Raw genomic sequence first — 26,341 nt, forward strand, 5'->3', positions numbered from 1 at the left:
CCTATGAGCTTTAAGCTAATCCTAGCGTCGTTCTCAATTGCATTATTATTGGGATGTTCTTCAGATACTAAACACTCAAAATCTGGCACTTATATAGGAGGGGAAATCGTAAACCCTACTTCAAATTATATCATTTTAAAGAAAGAAGATTTGCTAATAGATACTATTGCGCTTGATCAAAACAATAGATTTTCTTACAAATTAGAATCTGTTGAAAAAGGCCTTTATAACATCTTTCATAATGAGCAACAACTTATTTATCTAGAACCCGGCGATAGTTTACTCTTACGTGTAAATACTTTTGAATTTGATGAAACCTTGACCTTTGGTGGTTATGGCGAAGCCGAAAATAATTTATTAATTCATTTTTTTCTTAGAAACGAAGATGAAAATGATTTGATGATTCGTGGTGATGTGTATCAAACAGATCCTGAAACTTTCAATCAGAATATTTTAAAACTGAAGCAAGAGCGAGAACAGCTTTTGGCTAATTTTATAGAGAAGAACAAAGTAAGTTCAGAATTTATTAAAATCGCTGAAGCGATTATTAAATACGATTTCTGCGCTCGCAAAGAAGTATATCCTACTTCTCATTTTGGCGATGATCGCCTAAAATATATGGACTCTCTGACGACAAGTTTTTACGACTGCAGAAAAGAAGTAGATTTTAATGATGCTTCGCTATTAAGTTTATTTTCATATCAGCGCTTTTTAATCAATTATTTCAATCAGGCTGCATATAGACAATATTATAAAACGGAACCTTATAACCCGCAATCGTTTACGCACAACTTGCATAAATTACGTCTCATAGAGACTAAAGTAAAAGATGAGCAGGTAGAGAGTTTTTTATTAACCCGTACCATAAAAAATTATTTAGCTAACAGTAATGATAAAAAAGGTGGTGAGACACTTTATGATATGTATATGCAGCGTATCGCATCTGACGATAATAAAGCAGAAATTAAAGCGCTGTATGAGGCAAATAAAAATATCGAAACTGGCAAACGTATCCCCGAAGAATGGGTCATTAACTCAAAACAAGATACTATTAGCCTAAGAAGCCTTATTAAGAGACCTACTTTCATTTTTTTCTGGTCTAATACAAAGAAATCGCAGGCTAAACGATCACAAGCTTTGGCAAAATCACTTATTCAAAAATATCCCGAATACACATATTTAGCCATTAATGTAAACGATAATTATCAAGATTGGATAGACACTTCAAAACGTTATGATTTTGATTTAACTAAACAATTTCAATTTGCAGATCGCTATAAAGAAATTGCAGATGATTTAGCAATAAATTCGCTTCTCAAAACTTTTATTTTAGATCGAAAGGGTTTTATAATAAACGCACACGCCAACTTATATAGTTCTAATTTTGAAAATGAACTTTTAGAAGGTCTCAACAAATAATAAAATCCAAGATTGAAGATAAGTATCTAAACAAAAAAAATCCTGCTCGATGAGCAGGATTTTTTTGTTATAAAAACTATACCTTCTTAGTTTCCTTTATTATAATCTGCTAAAAATTTCTCTAAACCACTATCAGTAAGTGGGTGTTTTAGTAATCCTTCAATTGCAGAAAGAGGTCCTGTCATTACATCAGATCCTAATTTAGCACAATCAATAACGTGCATTGTGTGACGTACAGAAGCTGCTAAAATTTGAGTTTCAAAAGCATAGTTATCATAGACCAAACGTATATCTGCTATTAAACCTAAACCATCTGTAGATATATCGTCTAAACGACCTATAAACGGAGACACATACGTTGCTCCTGCTTTTGCAGCCAATAATGCCTGACCCACAGAAAATACAAGTGTACAGTTTGTACGTATTCCTTTATCGCTAAAATATTTTAAAGCCTTAACACCATCCTTAATCATAGGAATTTTTACAACAATTTGCTCGTGCAAAGCGGCTAACTCTTCACCTTCTTTAATCATACCTTCAAGATCTGTTGAGATCACTTCGGCACTTACATCACCATCAACAAGGTTACATATATCTACATAATGCTTTAAAATATTATCTCTACCCTTAATGCCTTCTTTAGCCATCAATGATGGGTTTGTAGTCACACCGTCAAGAACTCCTAATTCCTGGGCTTCCTTAATCTGATCAAGGTTTGCTGTATCAATAAAAAATTTCATGTAAAGATTTTTGAATTATCAATTAGTTTCAACTTCAAATTTAAGCAATTAAAACGTCATTCATTGTAAAGAAAAGTTATTATACAGAGCGCTTTAAGCACTTAAACTATATTAACCCCCAACTTAAAGTTTATAGTGATTGAGAAGCAATCGCTCATAGATTTTACCGGGTAGAATACCTTTTAAAAACACCGAAAACCTTTGCATAAATGCACCTACTTTATAGTTTACATCAGGATCTGGAGTATTCATAATTTTATATATAGCTTCTCCCATTAGTTCAGGATTCATTCCTTGATCTACGTGTTCATCCATCAATGCAAGTGACTTTCCGTAGTTCTCTGCATAGGCAGATTCTGTAGATAAAGGAGCATGATATCTTCCGGAAGCGATATTAGTAGCAAAATCGCCGGGAGCTACGTTACAAAGTTTTATATTAAACTCTTTCAGCTCCATACGCAGCGCCTCGGTAGTTAAACCCAATGCACCTTTTGTAGCAGAATATGCGCTTCGGTAAGGCAAGCCCATAAAGCCAGCAATTGAGGTTACGTTTAGTATAAGACCAGACCTGTTTGCACGCATAGACGGCAAAACTTCTTTAATGAGCGCGAGAGGCCCAAAGTAATTGGTTTCAAAAATAGATTTAAGTTCTTCTTCGGGAATTTCTTCTAATGGGCCGGTAATACCCTTACCTGCATTATTAATAAGAACATCTATACGCCCTTCCTTTTCAAGGATATGAGCGACCGCATTTTTAATTGTGGCACGATTTGTAACATCAAGAGCAACAAAATGAACTCCGTTTTCTACTGGCTGTTTAGGAGACCTGCTGGTACCGTAAACTGTATATCCTTTAGTAACGAGATAATGTGCTGTAGATTTTCCAATTCCGGAAGAGGCTCCTGTGATCAAGACAACTTGAGACATAGTAAAATTTTAGAGCGGGGAAAATACGTAAATATAAGGCATAAAAAAAGGCAAGCTACCTACATCACACCGCTACGACCATCTACCCTTGCTGCGTTCCCGCCCTGGGGGAGTTCGACAGGAGCTGGTTGTGTAGGACTTGCCAGCTGCAAATATACAGTAATAGTGTAGCAAACCAAACGTTTTTTAAACTGAATTTATTGATTTAACTTGGTCTCAAAATTTAAGTCCTTATGCGCATTTATAACCTTCTCGTTATCTTTGTTTTATCTACTATCGCTACTTCTTGCGGTAACGGAAAAGATATTAGTAAAAGTTTTTCTATAGCATTAGATAAACCTGCTCAAACCCTAATTAATGGCGAATCGCTAAATATTAGCCTCAAATCTAAAGGGGATATAGAGATCGATTCGGTCACTTATTATTTAGATGATTTTAAACTGGGACATAAAAAGGATATCGCACCACTTCAGACTGAAGTTAAAAGTTCTAAACTAGGCAATAAAGAGCTAAAAGCCGAAATTTTTGCAGGAGGTAAATCTGCGATTATCAACACAACGCTAACCTTTGTTTCTAGTCAAACTCCGTCTTTATTTACCTATGAGATTATAAATACCTATCCTCATAACACAGAGTCTTACACGCAGGGTTTAGAATTTCACAATGATACTCTATATGAGAGCGTGGGTGAGTATGGGCATTCTGCCTTACTGAAAACAGATTTAGCTACAGGTGCAATTCTAAATCGTATAGACCTTGATAAGTCCTTTTTCGCCGAAGGCTTAACGATTATAAATTCAAAAATCATACAACTTACCTGGCAATCTAATCAGGGTTTTATTTACGACCTCAATACCTTTAAAAAGGAAGGTACTTTTCAATATTCTAAAAGCAAAGAAGGCTGGGGTCTTTGTAATGACGGTCAAAAGATCTATAAATCTGACGGTACTGAAAAAATATGGATTCTAGATTCTAAAACGCTTGCCGAACAGGATTATATACAAGTTGTAGATTCTAAAAAAGTGCGCTCAAAATTCAACGAGTTAGAATGGGTTGATGGTAAAATTTACGCAAACAGCTATCAATTTGACAGTATCTCGATTATAAACCCAGAGACGGGTGCTATTGAAGGTGTTGTGGATTTACGTCCTCTAAAAAAAGAGATTAAAACCATAAAAGATACCGGTAATGAAGTACTTAATGGAATAGCTTACAATCAAAATACTAATAAACTATACGTTACAGGTAAACATTGGGACAAGCTCTTTGAGATACGCATACTTAAGAAATAAGTAGGGCCTTGAAAAAACACATTCATTTTTTAGTCGTTTTTCTTACGTTAATTCTTGTAAGTTCCTGCCGAGAAGATTTTGAACCCACTCTAAGTGATGGAGGGTTAGAATTTTCTAAAGACACGCTATTTCTAGACACTGTTTTTTCAAATATATCAAGTAGCACATATAGATTAAAGGTCTTTAACAGGTCTGCAAATCTTATTACAATTCCACAAGTAGGTTTGGCAAAAGGAGAAAATTCTGCTTACCGCTTGAACATAGATGGTCGTGCGGGTAAAACGTTTGAGAATGTTGAACTCCTACCTAAAGACAGCATATTTATTTTTGTTGAGATCACAGCAGATACAGCACTTCAGAATACAAATCAGTTTTTATACACAGATCATATACAGTTTGACAGTGGTGCTAATTTGCAAAAGGTAGAATTGGTTACGCTCTTACAAGATGCTGTTTTTTTATTTCCGAAGCGCAACGCTCAGGGCATAAAAGAAACTCTCAATCTGGGAACAAACGCTGATGGCGAACCTGTAGAAATTGAAGGTTTTTTTTTAGACGATGAGCAGCTCACCTTCACTAATGAAAAACCCTATGTGATTTACGGCTACGCCGGAATTGCCGCCGGAAAAACCCTTACTATAAATCCCGGAGCGCGATTACATTTTCATCAAAATAGTGGTATTATACTCGCAAATAATGCACGTCTAGAAGCTAATGGATTGCTAAGTGAAGATCAGACCATATTGGAAAACGAAATCATTCTCGAGGGTGATCGCCTAGAACCTCAATTTGCAAATGTTCCCGGGCAGTGGGGAACCATCTGGTTTACACCGGGCAGTACCGGTAATTTAAATTATACCACTATAAAGAACAACACCTTTGGCCTTTTAGCAGAGGGGCCTTCTGCAATGACAACCGCAGCGGTTACACTCTCTAATACTCAAATTTATAATACAGCACTCGTAGGTCTTTATGGGTTAAACGGATCTGTTCTAGGTGAAAATTTGGTAGTAGGTAACTCCGGGATTTCTAATCTATGGTTGCGACTGGGTGGCGACTACACATTTGTACATAGTACCTTTGCAAACTACTGGACGCAGAGTTTTAGAAATACGCCTGCAGTACAAATTGATAATTTTTTAGAAACGGAAGCCGAGCTACAAACTGCAGATCTTACTAAAGCCTATTTTACAAACTGCATAATTTACGGCAATAAAGCTGAAGAACTAAGTCTTAGCCGAGTGGTTGCAGCTGGATTCAATTTTAAATTTGAGAATTGTTTAATTCGGTTTGATGATCAATTTAATGATTTTGCAGATCTAGCCGAATACAATTTTACAAATGAAGCTTTCTATAAAGATATAGTGCGTAGTGAGAATCCACTTTTTAGAAACACCGCACGCAACGATTACCGAATAGACCTTACCTCGCCTGCAAAAAACATTGGCAACCCACAAGCCTCGCAACAAGTTCCTCTAGATATCTTAGGGATTTCCCGAGCCGCAAGTAGCGATGCAGGTACCTACCAAAGCACAACTTTTGAATAAATTTAAATAATGAGAAAGAATAGCATTACTAAAATTTCAACTTTACTCCTATTCCTTCTCTTTTTAGGTATTAGTCAAAATGTAATTGCAATGAGTCCTCCTGAGTTAAAAGCTACCGGAGATCAGGAGTATTGTCCGTTATCAACTATTCCTATAGTCACAACTTTCACCTTAACTAATCCTTCAGGTAGTGCAATCAATGCTGTTTATATTCAGATTGCATCAGGATATCAGCGTGGAAGTGATATTCTGGAACTTTCTCCAAATCCTAACGTCTCAACTAATTTTAATAGTGCAACCGGAAAACTAACCCTTACTTTTACTTCCGCAGTTTCTACAACAGAAATCGAAGATGCAGTTAAGGCGGTAACCTATAGAAGTACTTCTGCTACCGTATCTGGTGAACGCGTATTCTCAATTACTATAGGGGAAGCAAATTATCTCCCATCTACGGGCCACTATTACATGTTTATCGCTGCTAATTTAATCACATGGCAAGATGCGCGTATTGCGGCAGAAGGTAAAGATTATTACGGTTTGAAGGGATATCTCGCAACATTAACCTCTATGGAAGAAGCTATTCTTTGTGGAGAACAATCGCAAGGCTCTGGGTGGATAGGTGGCACAGATGAACAAACCGAAGGTGTGTGGAAATGGGTTACCGGTCCTGAAGCCGCAAATGGCGGACTAATATTTTGGAATGGTACTGCTAATGGTAGTACTCCTAATTTTGCTTTCTGGAATACAAATGAACCCAACGACGCTAATGGCGGAGAGGATTATGCGCACATTACAGCTCCCAACATAGGCATTCCCGGTGCCTGGAATGACTTGCGCACTACAGGAGAACAAAACACTGATTATCAAGCCAAAGGATATATTGTAGAATATGGCGGAATGCCGGGAGATCCTACACTAAATATTGCAGATGACACACGTATTTTTATTCCGGAGATCACCGTAACAACAGGAGATGCGCGTTGTGGTCCCGGAGTAGTTAATTTGAGTGCAACATCAAATGGCGCAACACTTAACTGGTACACCGCTGCCTCCGGAGGCACTCCCATTTTTACTGGTGATATCTATACTCCAACAATTACATCGACTCAAAATTTTTATGTTGCAGCAGAAGCTGCGGGTTGCCTAAGAGGTAAACGAACTTCAGTACGCGCGGTTATGCTAGATGATGTAGTAGCCGCAAATCAAATTACATTCACAAATTGTGATGAAGATGGTACTCCTGATGGTTTTACGAACTTTAATCTGGAGGAAGCAATCCCGTTTATAACTTCAGACACAAATACCACAGTTACATTCTACAGCAATTCGGCTGATGCAGATTTAGATTCAAATTCTATTCGAGCAAGACCTTATAATAATAGAAACGGTCAGACCGTTTTTGCGCGTACCACCGCAGCAAGCGGCTGCTACAAAGTAACTCGTATTGATCTGGCGGTTTCTGTAACAAGCCTACCTACAGGATATGAAGAACAACTAGACACTTGTGATACTGATGGTACTGTAGATGGTTTCGCTTCTTTTGATCTTACTCAGGCGACAAACCGAATTAGTACGCAGTTTCCAACAGGAAGAAATCTTGTAGTTAGCTATTTTAGGACCGAAGAAGATGCGCTACTCGAACAAAATGAAATTTTATCTCAAGATGCCTATAGAAACGAAATCTCAGGTCAGCAGGTTTTGTTTACTCGTATAGAAGATAATACGCAGGGATCTTGTTATGCTATTGGTCCTTATGTAAGGCTAAATGTAAATCCTATCCCTGTATTTGAGTTAGCAGATCTAGAAAGCATATGCGTAACCGATCCTAATTTTACGCTGCAAACAATAAATGCACAGGGCATTTATACTTATGAATGGCGCGATCAAAATAATGTGGTTTTAGGCACTAATCCTGATTTAGTAATAACCGCACCGGGAAGGTATAGCGTAACCGCTCAAACACCTTCTGGTTGTAATTCTGAAGTTAAAGAAATTACAGTCATAGCTTCTGAAGCAGCAACAATAACCCGAGACAATATAGCAATTACGACATTAGACGGGCAAACGCGTTTAAGCATTATAAATGTAGCTGACTTAGGAGCCGGTGACTATGAATATACCTTAGATGAAGCTTTAGGACCCTATCAGGATTCTCCTGTTTTTGAGCAGGTTTCTCCGGGTTTAAGAACACTTTATATTCGTGATAAAAACGGATGCGGTATAAGTAGTATTCAAATTCCTGTACTGGGGTTTGCAAAATTCTTCACCCCTAACAATGATGGCTATCACGATACATGGACTCCCCTGGGTCTAAGCGAAACGGAATATAGTGCCGTTACAATATCTATTTTTGATCGTTTCGGTAAACTTTTAAAATCAATTTATGGTTTTGATAAGGGCTGGGATGGTACCACGCGTGGAGTTGCATTGCCTTCAAGCGATTATTGGTACACAGTTACACTTACAGATATTAACGGGGTTATTTCAGAATTTAAAGGTCATATGACGCTAAAAAGATAGTTTCCTGTTCTACAAAATCTTTAAGAAACTAATAGTCAAGACTTCTACAATTCATTGATTAAAAAAGATGGAAATAATCTGACAGATAGATTTTAAATGTTAATTTTTTATTAATTTTTAAGTTTCAGATTTTTGAAACTTTGCGGTCCTCTTCTTTAAACAATTGTATTTACGCTTATAAAAAGCTTTTATTGATTTATACGCTAATTTTTAACAAAATAAGTATTAAATCAACAATCAAATTCTAAGCTTAACTACATAAAATACACTCTGAAAAACACCCTTTTAGACTAAAATATTCATTCTTTAGATTAACTACACACTTATCGTTATTTGTAAATCGCTAAGTATCAATTAATCTATTTTTGAGGCTATCTGAGTTAATAATGCGACAGTTTCTAATACAAAGTGTAGCATAATTTACCTTTTAAAAAACATTTAAAAATAGATCCCTATAAAGAAAAAATTACGCCTTGATGAAAAAATCGGTATTTATTCTTTTATTGCTAATTGTACAATTAGTAACTGCTCAAAAATCTAGTCATATGGATGGGCAGGTAAATATTTCATTAGAAAATGAAACCATAGATGGTGTTTACACACTCACCAATTTACCTGTAAATACGCAGACCCTTTCCTTTAAACTTAATGAACACATTAAAGTAAAAACTATTGAGCTTGATGGTGATCGTATCGCGTCGAGTAAAGTGCCACAAAATTGCGAAGACTGTCTCATATATACTGTAATTGTAGGCTGCGAGGTAGTAATTACACCACAGTCTCAATTGAGAATTACTACCGAGGGGAAATTTAAAAAAATTGATGATTCTAAAGACATTAAGAAATATAAAGGCGAATTAGTTTACTCCAATGGTGTTTTGCGTGCAGGAGAAAATAACAAATGGTATCCTGAGGTTATGAAGCGTAATAGTAATTCTGCAAAATATCTTGACCCATTTAATTATACCTATGCCATTACTGCTAACTGTGACGACTGTGAAAATCTTTACATAGGTAAAGGTGAACCCAAACCAAGCGGATCTACATTTGAAAACAAGCAGGTTGAAGGCGGAATAATTTTACTAGCCGGAAATTTAAATTTTCAAAAGGGTAAATACGCAAATTACATAAACGTAGATGCACAGGATATCCCTAAACTTGAAGAGCGCTTTGCGAAGACTCGTGGCTTTTTAGAAGATATTACTAAGGTAAATGATCCTGATGGTAAAATTGTTTACGCGCAGGTTTCTTCTCCTATCTACGGAAGTGAAAGTGTTTACAACACCATTTTAAATACAACAAAAAACGTAAACCCTAACAAGATAGATATTACTATTGAAGAAGATGAAGCCTACTACTTTTTAGCAAATGCATTTAAGCCAGAAGATAAACTGGACAAAATGCTGCTGCAATCTTTAGCGAAGTATGTTAAGTTAAAATATATTGAAGAAAGTAACCCACAACATTATGCCACTGTGTCTACCTATGTTCAAGGTCAGGCTGTTGATATAGATAAACGAAAATCAGGATTAAACGATCAACCACAACTACAAGCTCTATTAATTACACCAGAGCAGTTTCTTGATATGGAAAACGAATTGGGTAAAGAAAAAATGGCTGCCTTTATTCAGGATGTATTTAAAAATCTACGTTCGGGTAAAAAAAGTATGCAGGTACTTGTAGACAGTATGAATGCTATTGAAAACCGTACCGACTATCTTGATAAAATGGAACGCGACTTTTTAACACAATTCGAAATGCGTGCCGTAGCGCCTGAAGCCTATGATGTAATAACTAGTTGGGACAATTAAAAATTAATTTAGTTTACATTTAAAAGAAGAAGCACTTAGCACTTATGTTTGAGTGCTTTTTTACATGCAACTATATTTAAAATTTTTAATTAAAGTTTCTTCTACTTATCCTTATGTGAGGTTTAAATACTTTAATGGAGTTCTTATCTTTAAATCATTTGAATTCAAAACTGAAGTCTTTTGGCTAAAACAACCTATACCCACAAAATCCCTGTAAAAGCGCTCATCTTTGATATGGATGGAACGATGATCGACAACATGATGATTCATCACCGTGCCTGGCAAAAAAAACTTAAAGATTTAGGTTTAGAGATGTCACTTGAGGAAGTGAAGCGAGATATTCACGGGGTTAATAACGAGATTATACGCAGACTATTTGGGAATCGCTTTTCAGAAAAAGAAATCGCACAAATTGCGTGGGATAAGGAGGCCGCATACCGAGAGATTTATGCTGATGATATAACGATGTTACCTGGTTTACAGGAATTTTTAGATACTGCAAAGGCATTAAAAATACCTATGGGAATAGGTACAGCAGCACCTAAAGAAAATGCAGAATTTGCAATTGAAGCTTTATCACTACAACCCTATTTTAAAACTGTTGTTCACAGTGATATGGTACAACGCGGCAAGCCAGACCCACAGGTATTTGAGATGGTTGCAGAGCAACTTACTATTAAACTTTCAGAGAGTCTCATTTTTGAAGACAGTCCTACCGGGGCAAAAGCTGCCGCAAATTGTAATTCAAAATCAATTATTTTGACCACTACACATTTAGAGTCAGAATTTTCTACTATACCAGCCATTCAACATTTTATGCCCGACTATACTCACATTAAGATTTCTAAAGGAACTAAAGATTTATTCTATATTGAATACTAAAAAGTTGATTAAGATTGTTAGAATTAAGCTAAAATTTAACAATGTAGTTACTTCACATACCGCAAAAGTGTATTTTTAAAATCTTAAAAATCAAAATCATTTATGAAAAAAATAATGTGGATGACCGGTGTACTGGCAAGTGTATTGCTCGTTAAATGCGGTCCAAAAATGAATGAAAATACAAAAGGCACCTCTTCTGAAACTTCTATGATCGATGTTGATCCTATGCCATTTGCAAATAGCATCACAGCAGACGAACTTAAAGAAATGCTTTATGTGTACGCCTCAGATGAGTTTGAAGGTCGTAATACCGGTGAGCCAGGTCAGAAAAAGGCGGTAGCCTATTTAAAAGAATATTATGAAAATCAAGAAATAGCGTCAGCTTTAGATAGCACCTATTTTCAAACTGTACCTGAAAGCTTTTTTAGAGCCGGCAGTGGCATAAAAGCTTCAGAAAACGTAGTTGCTTATATAAAAGGAAGTACTAAGCCAGATGAGTATATAATAATTTCGGCACACTTAGACCACGTAGGTGTAAGCGATACCGGTGAGGTTTTTAATGGTGCAGATGATGATGGTTCTGGTACAGTAGGACTTTTAGAAATCGCCGAAGCCTTTAATGAAGCTGTAAAAGCAGGATATACTCCACAACGCTCAATTGTATTTTTACATGTTACTGCAGAAGAGAAAGGCTTATACGGTTCTCGTTATTATGCAGAAAACCCAATATTCCCTATTGCTAATACGGTAGCAGATCTTAATATAGATATGATAGGCCGTGTTGATGATGCTCACAAAGACAACGAAAATTATATTTATTTAATAGGTTCAGATAAATTAAGTACTGAGTTAGACAGCATTTCTACTGCTGTAAATAACAAGTATATGAATATTGATCTTGATTACACCTATAATGATGAAAACGACCCTAATCGTTTTTACTACCGTTCAGATCATTACAATTTCGCTAAACAAGGTGTACCTATAATTTTCTACTTTAATGGGGTTCACGCAGATTACCATAAAGTATCTGATACGCCAGATAAAATTAACTACCCTATGCTCGCTAAAAGAACCCAGCTAGTGTTTTTAACCGCCTGGGAGCTTGCCAATCGTGCCGACCGTATTGTAGTTGATAAAAAATAAAGTTTGCGCTACGCGAAAACTTCAAAGCTCCTTAACTTTTTAAGGAGCTTTTTTTATAAGCCTATACCATGTAAAAACCTGTCGTATGTATAATTTACACCTCCTTTAACACGACTGGTTAAAAGAGCTACTTAAATTTACAGCTTATAATTTGAAGAAATCCCTATACCATGAATATTAAAACAACCAAAATACAGAATGTATTTAGAATAATAATCGGAAGCATTATGACGCTGGCAGGCGTAGGTCACCTTACTTTTCAACGAGACGAGTTTCAAGCTCAAGTGCCTAATTGGCTACCTACAGACCCTGCATTCATAGATTTTGTAGTTTTGGCTTCGGGTGTGGTAGAAATACTTTTTGGTCTGTCTATGATTTTCTTAGTGCGATATAAAGTCAAAGTAGGACTGGCTTTGGCGCTATTTTACATTTTAATATTTCCCGGTAATATCTCACAATATACAAATGGCATAGATGCTTTTGGACTTGATACAGACGGCAAACGTCTTATACGTTTGTTTTTTCAACCGGTACTAATTCTTTGGGCACTTTGGTCTACAGGTGCATTGAAGTTTTTATTAAAAAAAAGGAACTGAGTAGTCTCAATACCTGTTTTGCTTGATCAAAATATCAATAGAGTTAGGATATCAACTACAAATCTAGAAAATTAAGATACGTTCTTTGAAGTTTACTTTCTACTCCTAAAATTCCCTATAAATAATTTCAACAGATAGATATATGAATCAAATTTAAATCTATATTTAATCCCTATAAACCCTATAGGGATTATAGATATTAAATTGAAATGATAAATAGTAAAATCTGTTTTTTTACGTACAGCTTTTTGCTGGCATTTAGCACATTTCTAAATGCACAGAAAACGATAGATCATCAACAGCTGCTCTGGACCGGATATTCTTTAAAATTAAAAATTAATGAATCCTACCAGCTACGGCAAGAAATAGAAGAGCGCACTTACTGGTTTCCGTGGAGACAGCACCAGTTTATAGCACGTACTATGGCAGAACGCAAACTTTCAAAAGGATGGAGTGCTGCTACGGGTTTAGCCTATTTAAAACAAACTTCACCTCAAGATCCCACAATAAAGTCATACACTACGACCGCCGAATTAAGACCGCTCGCAGAGCTCGCTTATACTCAGGAGTTGGGTGCAAAACTATCTTTAAATCATCGTTATTGGGGCGAATTTCGGTTTTTTGAACAACCCAATGGTTCTTTTGACTTCGGTAATATACGTGCCAGATATAAGCTAGAACTGCGCTATGCTCCCACTGCGCAACTCACCTTTAAAGCCTTTGATGAAATTCACTTAAATATAGGTAATAGCATCGTTCAAAATGTTTTTGATCAAAATCGATATGGCTCCAGCGCCCAATATATGTTTATTGAAAATCTAGGCATAGAACTGGGCTATTTTAACTGGTTTCAGCAACGAGCTTCGGGTACAGATTTTTACAACCGCAACATCATACGCCTCACCATTCATCATAAATTAAAGCTCAAGAGTTAATATGTCTAATCTGGTTCACATACTTACCATTCCCTTTTTACTGGCGATGTTTCTGGCTATCAATATGGGCGGTAGCGGTACAGCTCCGGCTTTCTCTGCAGCCTATGGTGCAAACGTCATAAAACGTTCTATAATACCGGGACTATTTGGTATTATGGTTATAACTGGTGCACTTCTAGCCGGTAAGGAAGTATCACTAACACTGGGTAACGGCTTGCTCGAGCAAAGTTATTTTACGCCGTTTAATACGGCCGTAATTTTATTTTCGGTAGGCTTGTCTATTTTTATATCCAATCTATTAGGTGTACCACAATCTACGAGTCAGGCAACGGTACTTTCAATAGCCGGTGCAGCCACCGCACTTGACGGTTTAAATACATATAAGCTTTTTTATGAGGTTATTCCGGCCTGGATTATTCTACCACTTGTTGCATTTCTTATAATGCTCATCCTTTCAAAATATATTTTTCCACAGTTAAAAAAACGAGTAGTTACAGCAAACTATACGCATTTAGGAAAGCATAAAGCTTTAAAGGTTATGCTTATTATATCTTCACTTTATGTGGCCTTTTCTATAGGTGCAAATAATGTTGCTAATGCCGCAGCTCCTATTGCTTCTCTTACGGCTAACGAAATTGGTGAAGAGGCCATTCAAAACTTTTTACCTATCATTATTCTTTCGGTATTAATTGTTGCGCCTTGTTTTGCAATAGGTAGTTCATTACTAGGCCATAAAGCCACAGAAAAAACCGGGAAAGGTATTGTAGAAGTGAGTCCGTTTTACGCTACAATAATTGCCATGCTCGTTGCCAGTTTATTACTAACAGCATCTGTTACAAAGGGGATTCCTACCTCACTCGTTCAACTTAACGGTGCTGCATTTATCGCCTTAAGCATTAGTAAAAATGGCTTTAAAGAGACCTTTAAAAACAAAACGGTAAAACGCTTTTTTACGGTTTGGAGTATCGCTCCTATATTTGCTTTTATTTTAACTTACCTGCTTATCACCTACATTTAGACATTAAAAACTCTAAACCAACTGCGGAATAAAAAAACAGTTCAATATAATTTTCTACATTTAAGGAGAAGTTTTCAGTATTCAAAAATTCTATTAGGAGTCAAGTCCAATTATTGAAACTTCACTACGTAATTGCACTACATGGAAAACTGGATTGAAGAAAAACTTGTTTTAAAAAGTGATACGGTTAAATTAATTCCGTTAGAGAAAACACACCGCGATGGACTTCTAAAAGCAGCTTCAGACGGAAAATTGTGGGAGTTATGGTATACTTCTGTTCCTTCGGCAGCTAATATAGATGCTTACATTGAAACTGCGCTAAATCAAAAAGCACAAGGTCTTGAATACCCGTTTACGGTATTTGATGTGAATACAGACACTATCATAGGCTGCACCCGTTTTTACTCTTTACAGCCCGAACATCGCCGACTTGAAATAGGGTATACCTGGTATGCCCAAAGTTATCAGCGTACCGGCGTAAATACGCATTGTAAATATCTATTATTGCAGTATGCTTTTGAACAATTAAACTGCATTGCTGTACAAATTGTGACCAACTGGTTTAATTTAAAATCACGAGAAGCTATTGCGCGATTAGGAGCTAAACAAGATGGTATTTTACGCAATCATCGCATAAACAATGACGGAAGTTTCCGGGATACTGTAGTATTTTCTATTACAGAAACCGAATGGATGAGTGTCAAGAAAACTCTAAACTATAAAATGGCATACTATTCTTAATTTAATGTAACAGCTAAAATTGCAGCTCTTCAAACAATTAATAAAAGCTTTTGTCACATCACGCTTAAAAACTACTTAATCGCTCAAATTCCTTAAATTAAGTTTTATTACCACAAGACTTTCCGCAGAAAAACATCCTGAATCTTAGGTTTTATACAAAATTTAACGCCTACCACGCTAGATTTTACGAGGTATCTAATATTTTAAAGAGTGTATTAAAATAAGGATCTAGAATGCATTCAATATGCTATTCAAAACTTCTGTTGATTTAGTAAATCACCTGTTTCTTCCCCATTTCAAAATACATTTAATCAAAAAAAAAAAAAGAACTATGAAAGACATTAGTAATTCTGAAGGTCTCGAGCAATGCCCATTTCGCGGTGCACGTGTAGGAGGCGCTTTAGGAACAGCACCACAAATTGATGACTGGTGGCCCAACCGCTTGCAAGTAGAATTATTACATCAGGAACAACCTGTTGCAAATCCGTTAAGCGATGAGAGCTACAAAGAAGCATTTAATAAGATAGAATTACAACAGCTTAAGGCAGATATTAAAGAGCTCCTGGTCACCTCTAAAGATTGGTGGCCTGCAGACTACAACAATTACGGTCCGCAGATGATACGCAAGGCATGGCACTCTGCCGGTACCTACCGTATTGCAGACGGTCGTGGTGGTGCAGCCCAGGCGATGCAACGCTTTGCACCTATTAGCTCATAGTGGGATAACGGAAATATAGATAAGTCCCGTCGTCTTATCTGGCCTATAAAAAAGAAATATGGCGCAGCAATTTCCTGGGCAGACCTAATTGTATTAACGGGTGATTGTGCCTTAGAAATTATGAACTTCCCAACCTTTGGCTTTGCTGGCGGTCGTCGCGATGCCTGAGAACCCGATCGCAGTACCTATTAAGGACCAGAATTTTGGGATGGTAAGCGAGTAAATGAAGTACCTAAAAGCACAGATCATTTAGGTCATCCTGATGAGATGGTAAGTGAAAAATTACGTTGGGTAGGTGGTCCTAAAGATGCATATCACGATTTAGAGAATCCGTTAGCGGCAACGCACTCTAACTTAATATATGTAAATCCTGAAGGGCCGGGCGGAAATATGGATCCTATGGATTCTGCGCGTAACATTCGCGAGTCGTTTAAACGCATGGCGATGAATGACGAAGAAACGGTAGCTTTAATTGCCGGTGGGCATGCTTTTGGTAAAAGTCATGGCGCAGTACCTGCAGATAAAATAGGCGCAGCTCCAGAAGCAGCACCTTTACATCAGAAAGGTTTTGGATGGCACAACCCTGTAGGTAATGGTAATGGTGCCGATACTTCTACAAATGGTATTGAGGGATCGTGGACACCCAACCCTACAAACTGAGACAACACCTACCTTACTAATCTCTTTGCTTTTGACTGGAAGCAAGTAAAAAGCCCTGCAGGTGCAGGACAATGGACACCTATAGACCCAAATGCTCCCAAAACACCAGATGCCCATATACCCGGCAAGATGGATGATTTAATGATGATGACGTCTGATATCGCATTAAAAGTAGACCCTGCTTCTCGTGAGGTTTGTGAAAAGTTTTTGAATGACTTTGACTATTTTACAAATGCCTTTCTAAAGCCTGGTATAAATTAACGCACCGTGATATGTGACCAAAAGACCGTTATTTAGGTCCTGAGGTTCCTGAGCAGGATATGATCTGGCAAGATCCTACCCCAAAACGTGATTATGACCTTATTGATGCTGCTGATGTTGCGACATTAAAGCAAGCTATTTTAAATAGCGGTCTTAGCATCTCGGCATTAGTAAATGCTGCGTGGTCTTCTGCTGCAATTTATCGCCATAGTGATAAACGTGGAGGCGCAAACGGTGCTCGTATTGCTTTAGAACCTCAGAATAATTGGGACCTTAATAGACCCGAAGAACTTAATCTGGTTTTAAACACGCTAAAAGACATAAAAACCAATTTTAAAAATACGCAGAACGGAAACAAACAAGTTTCTCTTGCAGATTTAGTAGTTCTGGATGGTTGTGTTGCTGTTAAAAAAGCTGCGCAGAATGCTGGTTTTGAAGTAGAAGTTCCTTTTACTGCCGGTCGTACCGATGCAACACCAGAACAAACTGATGTAGAAAGCTTTGACTGGTTAAAACCTGTTTCTGACGGTTTTAAAAATTATCATAATGACAAGGTAGGTTATAAAGTTGAAGCCGAACTTATTTTCTTAGATCGTGCTCAACTTCTATCTATATCTGCCCCAGAATGGACCGTACTTGTGGGTGGACTGCGTGTTTTAGATCAGAATTTTGATTATCCTAAGCACGGGGTGTTTACAGAGCGTCCCGGCCAATTGACTAATGATTTCTTTCAGGTGCTTACCAGTATGGATTATGAGTGGAAACCTCAAAATGAGGAAGAAACTTTGTTTAATGTAAACGCCCGCACTACCTAAATACACCGCAACCCGCTGCGATTTAATATTTGGTTCTAATCCGCAACTGCGTAACCTGGCTGAAGTTTACGCTGCAGATGATGCACAAGGGCGTTTTGTACACGACTTTATAGCTGCCTGGGATAAAGTGATGATGCTAGACCGTTATGACGTTAAAGACGAGTAGAAATTAGACGTTAGAATATATAAAAAGCCCGATTGCTGCAAAAGCTCTAGGGCAATTTTTATGGGGTTTATGTAAAAAAATGCAGAAATTATTTATACAAATGAATTTAATTTTAAAAAGAATTTCAACGGATATTTAGATTGAAAATAACTTGATTTATTAAGATTTGAATAATTATATTCGTTAGTAATCAATCAACTAACAATGAATAAAAAATCAAATAATTATTGCACCACAGCAGCACTATTCTTTACTCTTTTTTGCAGTATGCAATTGCTTTCACAAAAACAAGGAAGATTTCTGGATGTCTCTATAGGATTAGGTATAACTGCCCCAATGGACGAAAGTGAAACCGGCAATGAAGATTTTATAAGTACCGGGTTTTATGCACAGGGAGAATATGTAATGGGTCTTAAAACCTGGTTTAGTTTACGCCCCTATGCCGGCATTATTTTAACCACAGATAGAAATAGCTCTGAATATGCAGATGCTCCTAGTTAAGAAGTAACCTCAAATGCTTTTTTGCTGGGTGGTAAAGCGCGCTTAGTTGCACCCATCCCGTGGGTTGCGCCTTACGTCGAGTTAGGTGTGGGACTTTCTGCAGGATCGTTTAAAACCTTGACTCCATTTACCTCTCTTGATAAAAAAGGCGTTTTTCTACACATCCCGGTTACGTTGGGTCTTGCTCTGGGACCTCAAAACAATGTAGATCTTGAGTTTACCTACTACTTCCACCCTGTTTTAGAACAATTCTCGGGTGCAGCAGCTGTGGGGCTTACCATTCCTGTAAACTGGTAAATTCTAATTTGTTTGATTATAGATAAGCTTAAAAGAAGCTTTGAAATTTATATTTTTTTTATAAAATCATGTATTGAACTAGTTACAAAATAACATAAAGTTTAAGCTTCACTTGTAAAGCAATCCGAAAAATAAATAATTACCATTTTGGTAATTTTGTAGTATATTTGTGACAAATAAGTATTACGTGCGAGTAATAGCAAAAAGAACTTTACGAGATTTTTGGACAAAACACGCTGATTGTGAACAACAATTACAATCGTGGTATAGAGAAACCGAAAAATCTCAATGGAAATATATTAATGACCTAAAGAAAGAATATCCAAGTGCTAGCATTTTAAAAGAAAACCGAATTGTTTATAACATTAAAGGCAATACGTATCGCCTAATTGTAAAATTCAACTTTGAATATGAAATATGTTGGATACGATTTATTGGAACTCACGCAGAGTATGACAAAATTGATGCAGATAATATTTGAATATGAAAGTAGCACCTATAAGAAATGAGAATGACTATCAAAATGCGCTCAATAGACTTGAGGATATTTTTGATGCAAAAAAGGGAACTGACGAAGGAGACGAATTAGAAATCATTTCAATATTAATTGACCGATACGAAAATGAAAATTTCCCAATCGAAATGCCAGATCCAATTGAGGCAATAAAATTCCGAATGGAACAAATGGGAATGAATCAAAAAGATTTAGCAGAAGTTGTAGGTTTTGAAAGTAGGGTAAGTGAAATACTTAACAAGAAAAGAAAATTAACGTTGAGTATGATAAGAAAACTTAACACTAATCTACATATCCCAACTGAAGTTTTAGTTCAGGACTATTGAAATAGAAAGTGGAATTCATTGCTAATGAAAATGCTGACTTTTGGACCGAATTTAGTTACTATGAACAAAACGAAATTAGAAAAGGTTTAGCACAACTGGAAGCAGGTAAACATTTTTTAATTGGAGATGTTCTCAAAAAAAGGTGTATTGCAGGTTTTTCTTTCTGATTTTTTGTAAGGAATAAGTACTAAAGATTAATACCTATTTAGAAGAAAATTGGAGATAGCGCGTAGAACCAATTTTCACATAAAAAATTGGGTAAATTCAACAAGTTTTTTAAAATGGGAAAAGGTCTAAAGATCTACCCTAGAAGATAAACTATTCAAGTGTGTTGGATTAAACAAATTATTTCTACCGAATAGAATTTAGTAAAGAAGCAATCGAATTCATCTCCTCTTTTAATATAATACAAAACTCTAAAACTTAGGAAACATCTAAAATTTTGATGCTTCAAAGAAGCACTTAAAAATTTAAATACTAGCTTGAAATTAATATAGCAAGATTAATTTTCTTCAATTCAAAACCTATACAAACGAAAAAATCCCTGCATTTCTGCAAGGATTTTTACTTCCGGGTGGAAGATCGGTCTCGAACCGACGACCTCCTGAACCACAATCAGGCGCTCTAACCAACTGAGCTACAACCACCATTTAAAAAACATAATTCGCTAGCGATTTATGCGGGTGCAAATGTAAAGCAAATACCTATTATGAGCAATACATTATAATAAAAATTTTAAATCAAATCAAAAATTGAGTCTACAGCTGCGTAACGTTCTACTGTAAAGCCCTCTGCATACTCAGTTCCTATTAATCTTCCCAGGTCTTGCGCCCGGTATCGTATGCTTTCCTGAAAATTCTTACTGCTAATCGGCGTATTGTCTTCTCCTGCCTTAGGATCGTAAAACTGTGACCCATACGCCATCACAGATTGCATTTTAATATCTATAAACCCGGTAATATCTACAACTATGTCGGGTTTTAAGTTTTTCCACTGAATGTAATGATACACATGTTTGGGTCTCCATGCCTCCTGTAGCTGCCCGTCCATATGTGTTTCAATTTTTTTGAGTCCACTTAAAAAACACGCATCACTAGTGAGTTTACTGCCTTTACCGTGATCGATATGACGATCGTCTATAGCATTGCATAACACAATTTCGGGTTTGTACTTGCGTATAATTTCAATGATGCGCAGTTGTGATTCTTTGTCATTTACAAAAAACCCATCTGCTAATCCTATGTTTTCGCGTACGCTTAAACCTAAAATTGCTGCTGCAGCTGCTGCCTCCTGATCACGTATTTCTGCAGAACCACGTGTTCCAAGTTCGCCTCTGGTTAAATCTAAAACGCCACATTTTTTACCGCGACTTATTTCTTTTGCCAGTACGCCCGCACAGGATAATTCTACATCATCGGGGTGAGCGCCAATAGCTAATATATCTAATTTCAATACGTTGTTTTTTTATAAGGTAATTAAGTCGTACAAACCTATTTAAACTAACTCGGGCTCTAGTTGTTTATAGTTTGTCGATCAGTATTTAGTCTACAATATTACTTTTAAACCTACTGTCTCAACTTTTATGCAATTACAACTGACTCAAAATATAATCTTTGACGTTAAACTTATTAATCAAAGTACGAAACAGTTAAATACTAAAATTCAAACTATCCTTAACTACTTTTTCTAATGCTTGTTCTAAATCTGCGATTAGATCTTCTTTATCTTCTATACCTACCGAAAATCGTAACAAACCATCGTCGATTCCCTGATGCTTGCGCTCTTCGGCACTCAATAAAGCGTGTGAAGTTTGTGTAGGCGATAAAATAGTAGACTCTACCCCGGCAAGACTCATAGAAGGTTTAATAAGTTTTAATTCCTTTAGAAAGGCAGCTGTATCTAATTCTTCAGACAGTTCAAAAGAGAGCATTCCACCAAAACCGCTCATCTGTGATTTTGCCAACTCATAGTCTGGATGCGACTTCAAACCCGGATAATAAACGGCCTGTATTTCCTCTTTTTTATCCAACCATTTCGCTAGCTTCTTCGCATTTTTATTATGTTGTTTAACTCGTAATACCAGAGTTTTTAAACTGCGTTCAAGCATCCACACGCTAAAGTCGCTCAAGCTGCCACCCAGATTTTTGGCTTTATGCCAAATTTGCTCCATATGTGCATTAGAAGCAGCTACCGCGCCCGCAAGAATATCACTGTGACCGCCCATATATTTAGTAGCACTGTGTAAAATAATATCTATACCGTATTGTGCTGGATTTTGATTTACCGGTGAAGCAAACGTGTTATCAATCATAGTTACAATACCTTTAGCCTTTGCAACATCTGCAATCATTTGCATATCGGTAATGGTCATTAGTGGGTTTGAAGGCGTCTCAATATATAAGACCTTAGTATTTGCCTGAATGGCTTTTTCAAAATCTTCACGAGCCAAACCATTTGTAAAGGTGTATTCAATACCCATTTTTGAAAACTCCTCTTCTACCAGATTAAAGGTTCCGCCGTAGAGTGTTTTTTGTAAAACTATATGATCGCCGACATTTAAAAACGCCATTAAAGCGGTGCTTACTGCCGCCATACCACTACCAAAAATCATCCCCGCTTCTGTGCCTTCTAAAGCAGCTATTTTTTTGCCCAACATTTCCTGATTAGGCGTATTGAAATAACGCGGATAGCGCTTTACCGCAACATCTTCATAAGCATAGGAAGTTGACATATAAATAGGCGAAATAGCCCCTTTGAACTGGGTATCTTCCACTTCACCCACGTGGGTACAAATTGTATTTTTTCCGAATTTAGGATTGGTCATGGAACTTATTTTTAATGAGCACCTAATTTACAAAAAGCAGTAGTAAAATGACGTTAAGGCTTTATAAAATGGAAGCCAAAGGCTTAAAATAAATACACAATCTGTTTTACCTTTACCATTCACTTTAAGATGATTCTTTTGATTTTTGACACTTACAAACCGCAATATGCTACTGCTTTTGAAGCCCTCAATCTCAACTGGCTTGAGCAGTTTTTTGTAGTAGAACCTCACGATAAAGAGGTTTTAAGCGACCCTTCAAAATTTATTATACAAACCGGTGGCGATATTCTGGTTGCTAAGCACGAAGATAAGGTTGTGGGCGTCGTAGCATTAATGCCCGATGAAAACGGTCTATTTGAACTTACAAAAATGGCTGTAGATGCTCAGTTACGCGGTCAAAAAATAGGACAGCAATTGTTACAATTTACTCTTGATTTTGCGCGTAAAAAAGGATTAGAAACCCTTATACTCTATTCTAACCGCAAACTGGAAAATGCAATTTACCTGTATCGTAAATTCGGTTTTGTAGAGATTCCTTTAGAACAACCCAATCCTTATTTACGGGCAGATATAAAAATGCAAATCAAGCTTTAAGCTTTACAATTTCTTTAGTACGTTTTCATTATTTTTCTTAGTTTCTTTGTCCTTCTAAAACTAAAAAAATTGAAAATGAAAACATTAGTACTAACAGCGTTAACAGCTACGCTTCTATTCAGCTGTAAAAATGAAAATAAATCAGAATCTTCTTCAGAACTTGAAGAGACTGCAATGGTTTCAGACTCAACTGTAGTAGAAGCAACATTTAACATCACTCCTATTGAACACGCAACCGCAGTTTTTGATTTTGGCGATGCGGTATTTTACATCGACCCTGTAGGTGGTGCGTCAGCTTTTGAAGGTCAGCCAAAACCTAATGTAATTCTCGTTACAGATATTCACGGAGATCACTTAAATGAAGAAACTTTAAATGCGGTAGCAGATTCTACCACTACAATTTTTGCTCCACAAGCCGTTGTAGATGCTTTAAAAACAGATCTTAAAAACCAAGTAACGGTTATCGCAAATGATGAAGTTAAAGCCTGGGATGGTTATGAGCTTACTGCAATACCTATGTATAACCTAAGAGAAGAAGCAAAACAATTTCATACTAAAGGCCGTGGTAATGGCTATGTGATCGAAAAAGACGGGATGCGCGTGTATTTTTCTGGCGACACCGAAGATATCCCGGAGATGCGCAATCTTAAAGACATCGACAAAGCATTTGTTTGTATGAATTTACCATATACAATGACTGTAGAAACGGCTGCAGATGGTGTGATTGCTTTCGCTCCTAAAGAAGTGTATCCATACCATTTTAGAGGTCAGGACGGCTTAAGTGATACCGATAAATTTAAGAGCTTAGTAAATGCTGCAGGCATTGATACCGAAGTAATTATGCTAGACTGGTACCCAAACAAAACAGAATAATCAATTTTAACGCTTAAAAATCCCGATACCTTTGTATTGGGATTTTTTTTGCTTTTTACCCAAAGTATACAATAGACTCAAGAAATACATTAATTTTAGATTTCGCTTAAGCGGAAAGTCAACACTAATCCACAACTGTTTATGAAATCTATAGTACTTGCTCTAAGTCTGTTCTGCATTATATCCTGTAAAAACACCGAAACAAAAACCGAAACATCAATGACCCAATCTACAGCAAATGAAGAAGAAATCACCTCGTTTTACATAGGCACCTATACAGATGGAGCAAGTAAAGGTATTTACAAATTAGCATTAAAAGAAGACGGGAGCTTTACAGAACCAGTTCTTGCTGCTGAAGTATCAAATCCTTCATTTATAAGCTTCAATAAAAACAAAAATGTATTGCTCGCTGTTAATGAAAACGATCCCGGTACGATTGAATCCTTTCAGGTTAAAGCCGATACGCTATTGCAATTAAATCAAAGTCAAACCGGCGGAGCGCACCCGTGTTTTGTAGTTACAAATGATCAGGATTATGTTTTGGTTGCTAATTACACAGGCGGTAATGTAGGATTACTGAAACTGAAGAAAGACGGTAGTTTAAGCGAGTTACTAGATGTACAGCAACACAAAGGCAAAGGCACCACAGATCGTCAGGAAGGCCCACACGCGCATTCTGCCTGGTTTATTCCCGATGGTAGCGGCATTATTTCGGTAGATTTAGGAACTAACCAGTTGTGGTTTTCTTCAATCAATACCGAAACTAATAAACTGCAACCTGCAACCATTCAAAAGCTGGACTTTGAAGAAGGAGCAGGTCCTCGTCATTTGGTTTTTCATCCAACAAAAAACTTCGTTTACGTGTTGAACGAACTCAACAATACGGTAAGTCAAATTGAAACTCAAGACGGAAATTACAAGATTGTAAGTACCACTTCTATTCTTCCTGAAGACTTCAACGATTTTTCTAAAGCGGCAGACATTCACATTTCTCAAGATGGTAAGTTTGTCTATGCTTCTAATCGCGGTCACGACAGCATTTCTATTTTAGAAGTTCAGGAAGATGGAAGCTTAAAACTTGTGGCTAACGAGCCTACAAGAGGTAAAGATCCGCGTAATTTTCAAATCACTCCAGATGAGAAATACATAATAGTAGCCAATCAAAACGGTAATAATCTGGTTTCTTACAAACGAGATTCTATAACCGGTCTGTTAACCTATGTTGCTCAGGTAACCGCTCCTGCTCCTGTTTGTATTTTGTTTGAGTAATTGAGCAAAAAGAATATAAATTATAAGTATTTAATACTTTAGGCTATACATAAACACCCAACTATTTCAATACAATTTATGAAAAAACTATTCTTATTTCTACTCGTCAGCTACTCCTTTAATTTATGTGCTCAAACAAATAATCTTGACGGAATGTGTTTTAAAGTTTTAAAAAAAGACACTTACAATCATTGCTTACAAAGCGGGTCTGACGCTGCCATTCATTTGTTTGATGTACTTCCTAAAATTAGAGATTACAAATATACAGGTGATGCTAATTATAATAATCCGAATAACAGCAACACTATATTTTATCCTTCTTATCAAAATACCGCACAAAAATATGAGCTCAAACAATATATAAAAGTAGACCAGGGTAATTCTGAAATGATTGTTACTATCACAGATTTAGATCTTGCAGATATTAAAGGTAAACAAGAATTTACAGAATCTATTGAGGGTATGAAGAAGCGTTTTAAGGAACGTGGTATTGAGATACCTGCTGAAATGGAAAATGTTTCTTATACCGCTAACAGGTTGCAATTAATAAATAGTTTTAAAACGATGTTTAACGTGGCTAAACAGTTGAATACAGATTATTTACCTGCGGAAGGTGTGGGAATGATGACCGTGAATTTAGACAACTTTGAAAATGCTTATGTGGTATATAAAGACTTAGAAAAAGAAGCAAATTTTAGTGCTTCTTATGCGGATAGGTATCTGTTTACAATTCAAATTAAAAATGTAAATAAATATAATTCCTGCAAAACATTGATGGCATATTTATCTCCATATCTCGCAGAAGTAGCATTAGGATCACTAGATCGAAATATTTATTTTAAGTAATTTCATTTATTTTATATACGTATTATGGTGGCATTAAAATGACAAAAAAAAGCACCCTTCTGAAAAAATCAGAAGGGTGCTTTTTAATTAGATGTGATTCGAA

At 36.5% G+C, this 26,341-nt stretch carries 23 protein-coding genes, 1 tRNA gene, 1 other RNA gene and 1 pseudogene; 20 read left to right on the top strand and 6 right to left on the bottom strand.

The window, feature by feature from the left end; all coding sequences use genetic code 11:
- Positions 1–3 precede the first annotated feature (3 nt).
- Positions 4–1,419, top strand: a complete 1,416-nt coding sequence (locus ACEN25_RS06425; protein ID WP_441802197.1) for a TlpA family protein disulfide reductase — start codon at positions 4–6, stop codon at positions 1,417–1,419.
- Positions 1,420–1,505: 86 nt separating this feature from the next.
- On the opposite strand, the gene fsa is transcribed toward ACEN25_RS06425, so the two are convergent.
- The 3 genes from fsa to ffs form a co-directional block, all read right to left on the bottom strand.
- Complete coding sequence (gene fsa / locus ACEN25_RS06430; RefSeq protein WP_028376112.1) at positions 1,506–2,159, bottom strand: fructose-6-phosphate aldolase; 654 nt, start codon at positions 2,157–2,159, stop codon at positions 1,506–1,508.
- A 123-nt stretch (positions 2,160–2,282) separates the two neighbouring features.
- Complete coding sequence (locus ACEN25_RS06435) at positions 2,283–3,086, bottom strand: SDR family oxidoreductase (protein WP_441802198.1); 804 nt, start codon at positions 3,084–3,086, stop codon at positions 2,283–2,285.
- A 45-nt stretch (positions 3,087–3,131) separates the two neighbouring features.
- Positions 3,132–3,231: signal recognition particle sRNA small type (gene ffs, locus ACEN25_RS06440), an RNA gene on the bottom strand.
- An 88-nt stretch (positions 3,232–3,319) separates the two neighbouring features.
- On the opposite strand from ffs, the gene ACEN25_RS06445 reads away from it, so the two are divergent.
- From ACEN25_RS06445 to ACEN25_RS06515, 15 genes and pseudogenes are all read left to right on the top strand, one after another.
- Positions 3,320–4,378, top strand: coding sequence for a glutaminyl-peptide cyclotransferase (locus ACEN25_RS06445; protein WP_441802199.1), 1,059 nt, complete (start codon positions 3,320–3,322; stop codon positions 4,376–4,378).
- 8 nt (positions 4,379–4,386) lie between these two features.
- Complete coding sequence (locus ACEN25_RS06450; protein WP_441802200.1) at positions 4,387–5,925, top strand: hypothetical protein; 1,539 nt, start codon at positions 4,387–4,389, stop codon at positions 5,923–5,925.
- Between the two features lie 9 nt (positions 5,926–5,934).
- Entirely contained in the window at positions 5,935–8,445 is a 2,511-nt protein-coding gene (locus ACEN25_RS06455) for a T9SS type B sorting domain-containing protein (RefSeq protein ID WP_441802201.1), read from the top strand.
- A gap of 476 nt (positions 8,446–8,921) precedes the next feature.
- Positions 8,922–10,256 carry a hypothetical protein gene (locus tag ACEN25_RS06460; protein ID WP_441802202.1) on the top strand — a complete coding sequence of 445 codons (1,335 nt, stop codon included), beginning with the start codon at positions 8,922–8,924 and terminating at the stop codon, positions 10,254–10,256.
- A gap of 180 nt (positions 10,257–10,436) precedes the next feature.
- Positions 10,437–11,138 carry an HAD family hydrolase gene (locus tag ACEN25_RS06465; protein WP_441802203.1) on the top strand — a complete coding sequence of 234 codons (702 nt, stop codon included), beginning with the start codon at positions 10,437–10,439 and terminating at the stop codon, positions 11,136–11,138.
- Between the two features lie 102 nt (positions 11,139–11,240).
- Positions 11,241–12,284 (top strand): M28 family peptidase, encoded by a 1,044-nt coding sequence (locus tag ACEN25_RS06470; protein ID WP_441802204.1) that lies wholly within the window; start codon positions 11,241–11,243, stop codon positions 12,282–12,284.
- Between the two features lie 170 nt (positions 12,285–12,454).
- The gene (locus ACEN25_RS06475) at positions 12,455–12,880 is read left to right on the top strand and encodes a DoxX family protein (RefSeq protein ID WP_441802205.1); all 426 of its coding nucleotides are present in this window, start codon (positions 12,455–12,457) and stop codon (positions 12,878–12,880) included.
- 209 nt (positions 12,881–13,089) lie between these two features.
- Complete coding sequence (locus ACEN25_RS06480) at positions 13,090–13,815, top strand: DUF2490 domain-containing protein (protein ID WP_441802206.1); 726 nt, start codon at positions 13,090–13,092, stop codon at positions 13,813–13,815.
- Position 13,816: 1 nt separating this feature from the next.
- The gene (locus tag ACEN25_RS06485) at positions 13,817–14,833 is read left to right on the top strand and encodes an inorganic phosphate transporter (RefSeq protein ID WP_028376120.1); all 1,017 of its coding nucleotides are present in this window, start codon (positions 13,817–13,819) and stop codon (positions 14,831–14,833) included.
- A 141-nt stretch (positions 14,834–14,974) separates the two neighbouring features.
- Positions 14,975–15,574 (top strand): GNAT family N-acetyltransferase, encoded by a 600-nt coding sequence (locus ACEN25_RS06490; RefSeq protein ID WP_441802207.1) that lies wholly within the window; start codon positions 14,975–14,977, stop codon positions 15,572–15,574.
- A gap of 331 nt (positions 15,575–15,905) precedes the next feature.
- A pseudogene (gene katG, locus ACEN25_RS06495) lies at positions 15,906–18,194 on the top strand (catalase/peroxidase HPI).
- A 204-nt stretch (positions 18,195–18,398) separates the two neighbouring features.
- Positions 18,399–18,695, top strand: a complete 297-nt coding sequence (locus tag ACEN25_RS06500; RefSeq protein ID WP_441802208.1) for a hypothetical protein — start codon at positions 18,399–18,401, stop codon at positions 18,693–18,695.
- A 21-nt stretch (positions 18,696–18,716) separates the two neighbouring features.
- The gene (locus ACEN25_RS06505; RefSeq protein WP_441802209.1) at positions 18,717–18,992 is read left to right on the top strand and encodes a hypothetical protein; all 276 of its coding nucleotides are present in this window, start codon (positions 18,717–18,719) and stop codon (positions 18,990–18,992) included.
- 187 nt (positions 18,993–19,179) lie between these two features.
- Positions 19,180–19,473 (top strand): type II toxin-antitoxin system HigB family toxin, encoded by a 294-nt coding sequence (locus ACEN25_RS06510; protein WP_441802210.1) that lies wholly within the window; start codon positions 19,180–19,182, stop codon positions 19,471–19,473.
- A gap of 2 nt (positions 19,474–19,475) precedes the next feature.
- Entirely contained in the window at positions 19,476–19,832 is a 357-nt protein-coding gene (locus ACEN25_RS06515) for a helix-turn-helix domain-containing protein (RefSeq protein WP_441802211.1), read from the top strand.
- A 572-nt stretch (positions 19,833–20,404) separates the two neighbouring features.
- On the opposite strand, the gene ACEN25_RS06520 is transcribed toward ACEN25_RS06515, so the two are convergent.
- The 3 genes from ACEN25_RS06520 to ACEN25_RS06530 form a co-directional block, all read right to left on the bottom strand.
- A tRNA-His gene (locus ACEN25_RS06520) sits at positions 20,405–20,480 on the bottom strand.
- A gap of 87 nt (positions 20,481–20,567) precedes the next feature.
- On the bottom strand, positions 20,568–21,284 hold the full coding sequence (gene bshB1, locus ACEN25_RS06525) for a bacillithiol biosynthesis deacetylase BshB1 (protein ID WP_441802212.1): 717 nt from the start codon (positions 21,282–21,284) through the stop codon (positions 20,568–20,570).
- Positions 21,285–21,480: 196 nt separating this feature from the next.
- On the bottom strand, positions 21,481–22,656 hold the full coding sequence (locus ACEN25_RS06530; RefSeq protein ID WP_441802213.1) for a trans-sulfuration enzyme family protein: 1,176 nt from the start codon (positions 22,654–22,656) through the stop codon (positions 21,481–21,483).
- A 129-nt stretch (positions 22,657–22,785) separates the two neighbouring features.
- Here ACEN25_RS06530 and ACEN25_RS06535 point away from each other — a divergent pair, with 129 nt between their 5' ends.
- The 4 genes from ACEN25_RS06535 (at position 22,786) to ACEN25_RS06550 (ending at position 26,238) form a co-directional block, all read left to right on the top strand.
- Positions 22,786–23,250, top strand: coding sequence for a GNAT family N-acetyltransferase (locus tag ACEN25_RS06535; RefSeq protein WP_441802214.1), 465 nt, complete (start codon positions 22,786–22,788; stop codon positions 23,248–23,250).
- Between the two features lie 75 nt (positions 23,251–23,325).
- Entirely contained in the window at positions 23,326–24,123 is a 798-nt protein-coding gene (locus ACEN25_RS06540; RefSeq protein WP_441802215.1) for an MBL fold metallo-hydrolase, read from the top strand.
- 141 nt (positions 24,124–24,264) lie between these two features.
- Positions 24,265–25,392: a lactonase family protein gene (locus ACEN25_RS06545; protein ID WP_441802216.1), complete on the top strand. Its 1,128-nt coding sequence runs from the start codon at positions 24,265–24,267 to the stop codon at positions 25,390–25,392.
- Positions 25,393–25,470: 78 nt separating this feature from the next.
- The gene (locus ACEN25_RS06550; RefSeq protein WP_441802217.1) at positions 25,471–26,238 is read left to right on the top strand and encodes a hypothetical protein; all 768 of its coding nucleotides are present in this window, start codon (positions 25,471–25,473) and stop codon (positions 26,236–26,238) included.
- The last annotated feature ends 103 nt before the right edge of the window (positions 26,239–26,341 follow it).

It is taken from the genome of Leeuwenhoekiella sp. W20_SRS_FM14 (assembly GCF_052119605.1).
Taxonomy (GTDB): Bacteria; Bacteroidota; Bacteroidia; order Flavobacteriales; family Flavobacteriaceae; genus Leeuwenhoekiella.

What these genes read in the sequence shown, in the direction of transcription:
- ACEN25_RS06425 (WP_441802197.1), top strand. Translation starts at nt 4, where the DNA reads ATGAGCTTTAAGCTAATCCTAGCGTCGTTCTCAATTGCATTATTATTG.
- fsa (WP_028376112.1), bottom strand. Translation starts at nt 2,159, where the DNA reads ATGAAATTTTTTATTGATACAGCAAACCTTGATCAGATTAAGGAAGCC.
- ACEN25_RS06435 (WP_441802198.1), bottom strand. Translation starts at nt 3,086, where the DNA reads ATGTCTCAAGTTGTCTTGATCACAGGAGCCTCTTCCGGAATTGGAAAA.
- ACEN25_RS06445 (WP_441802199.1), top strand. Translation starts at nt 3,320, where the DNA reads ATGCGCATTTATAACCTTCTCGTTATCTTTGTTTTATCTACTATCGCT.
- ACEN25_RS06455 (WP_441802201.1), top strand. Translation starts at nt 5,935, where the DNA reads ATGAGAAAGAATAGCATTACTAAAATTTCAACTTTACTCCTATTCCTT.
- ACEN25_RS06460 (WP_441802202.1), top strand. Translation starts at nt 8,922, where the DNA reads ATGAAAAAATCGGTATTTATTCTTTTATTGCTAATTGTACAATTAGTA.
- ACEN25_RS06470 (WP_441802204.1), top strand. Translation starts at nt 11,241, where the DNA reads ATGAAAAAAATAATGTGGATGACCGGTGTACTGGCAAGTGTATTGCTC.
- ACEN25_RS06475 (WP_441802205.1), top strand. Translation starts at nt 12,455, where the DNA reads ATGAATATTAAAACAACCAAAATACAGAATGTATTTAGAATAATAATC.
- ACEN25_RS06480 (WP_441802206.1), top strand. Translation starts at nt 13,090, where the DNA reads ATGATAAATAGTAAAATCTGTTTTTTTACGTACAGCTTTTTGCTGGCA.
- ACEN25_RS06485 (WP_028376120.1), top strand. Translation starts at nt 13,817, where the DNA reads ATGTCTAATCTGGTTCACATACTTACCATTCCCTTTTTACTGGCGATG.
- ACEN25_RS06490 (WP_441802207.1), top strand. Translation starts at nt 14,975, where the DNA reads ATGGAAAACTGGATTGAAGAAAAACTTGTTTTAAAAAGTGATACGGTT.
- ACEN25_RS06500 (WP_441802208.1), top strand. Translation starts at nt 18,399, where the DNA reads ATGAATAAAAAATCAAATAATTATTGCACCACAGCAGCACTATTCTTT.
- ACEN25_RS06515 (WP_441802211.1), top strand. Translation starts at nt 19,476, where the DNA reads ATGAAAGTAGCACCTATAAGAAATGAGAATGACTATCAAAATGCGCTC.
- ACEN25_RS06530 (WP_441802213.1), bottom strand. Translation starts at nt 22,656, where the DNA reads ATGACCAATCCTAAATTCGGAAAAAATACAATTTGTACCCACGTGGGT.
- ACEN25_RS06535 (WP_441802214.1), top strand. Translation starts at nt 22,786, where the DNA reads ATGATTCTTTTGATTTTTGACACTTACAAACCGCAATATGCTACTGCT.
- ACEN25_RS06540 (WP_441802215.1), top strand. Translation starts at nt 23,326, where the DNA reads ATGAAAACATTAGTACTAACAGCGTTAACAGCTACGCTTCTATTCAGC.
- ACEN25_RS06545 (WP_441802216.1), top strand. Translation starts at nt 24,265, where the DNA reads ATGAAATCTATAGTACTTGCTCTAAGTCTGTTCTGCATTATATCCTGT.
- ACEN25_RS06550 (WP_441802217.1), top strand. Translation starts at nt 25,471, where the DNA reads ATGAAAAAACTATTCTTATTTCTACTCGTCAGCTACTCCTTTAATTTA.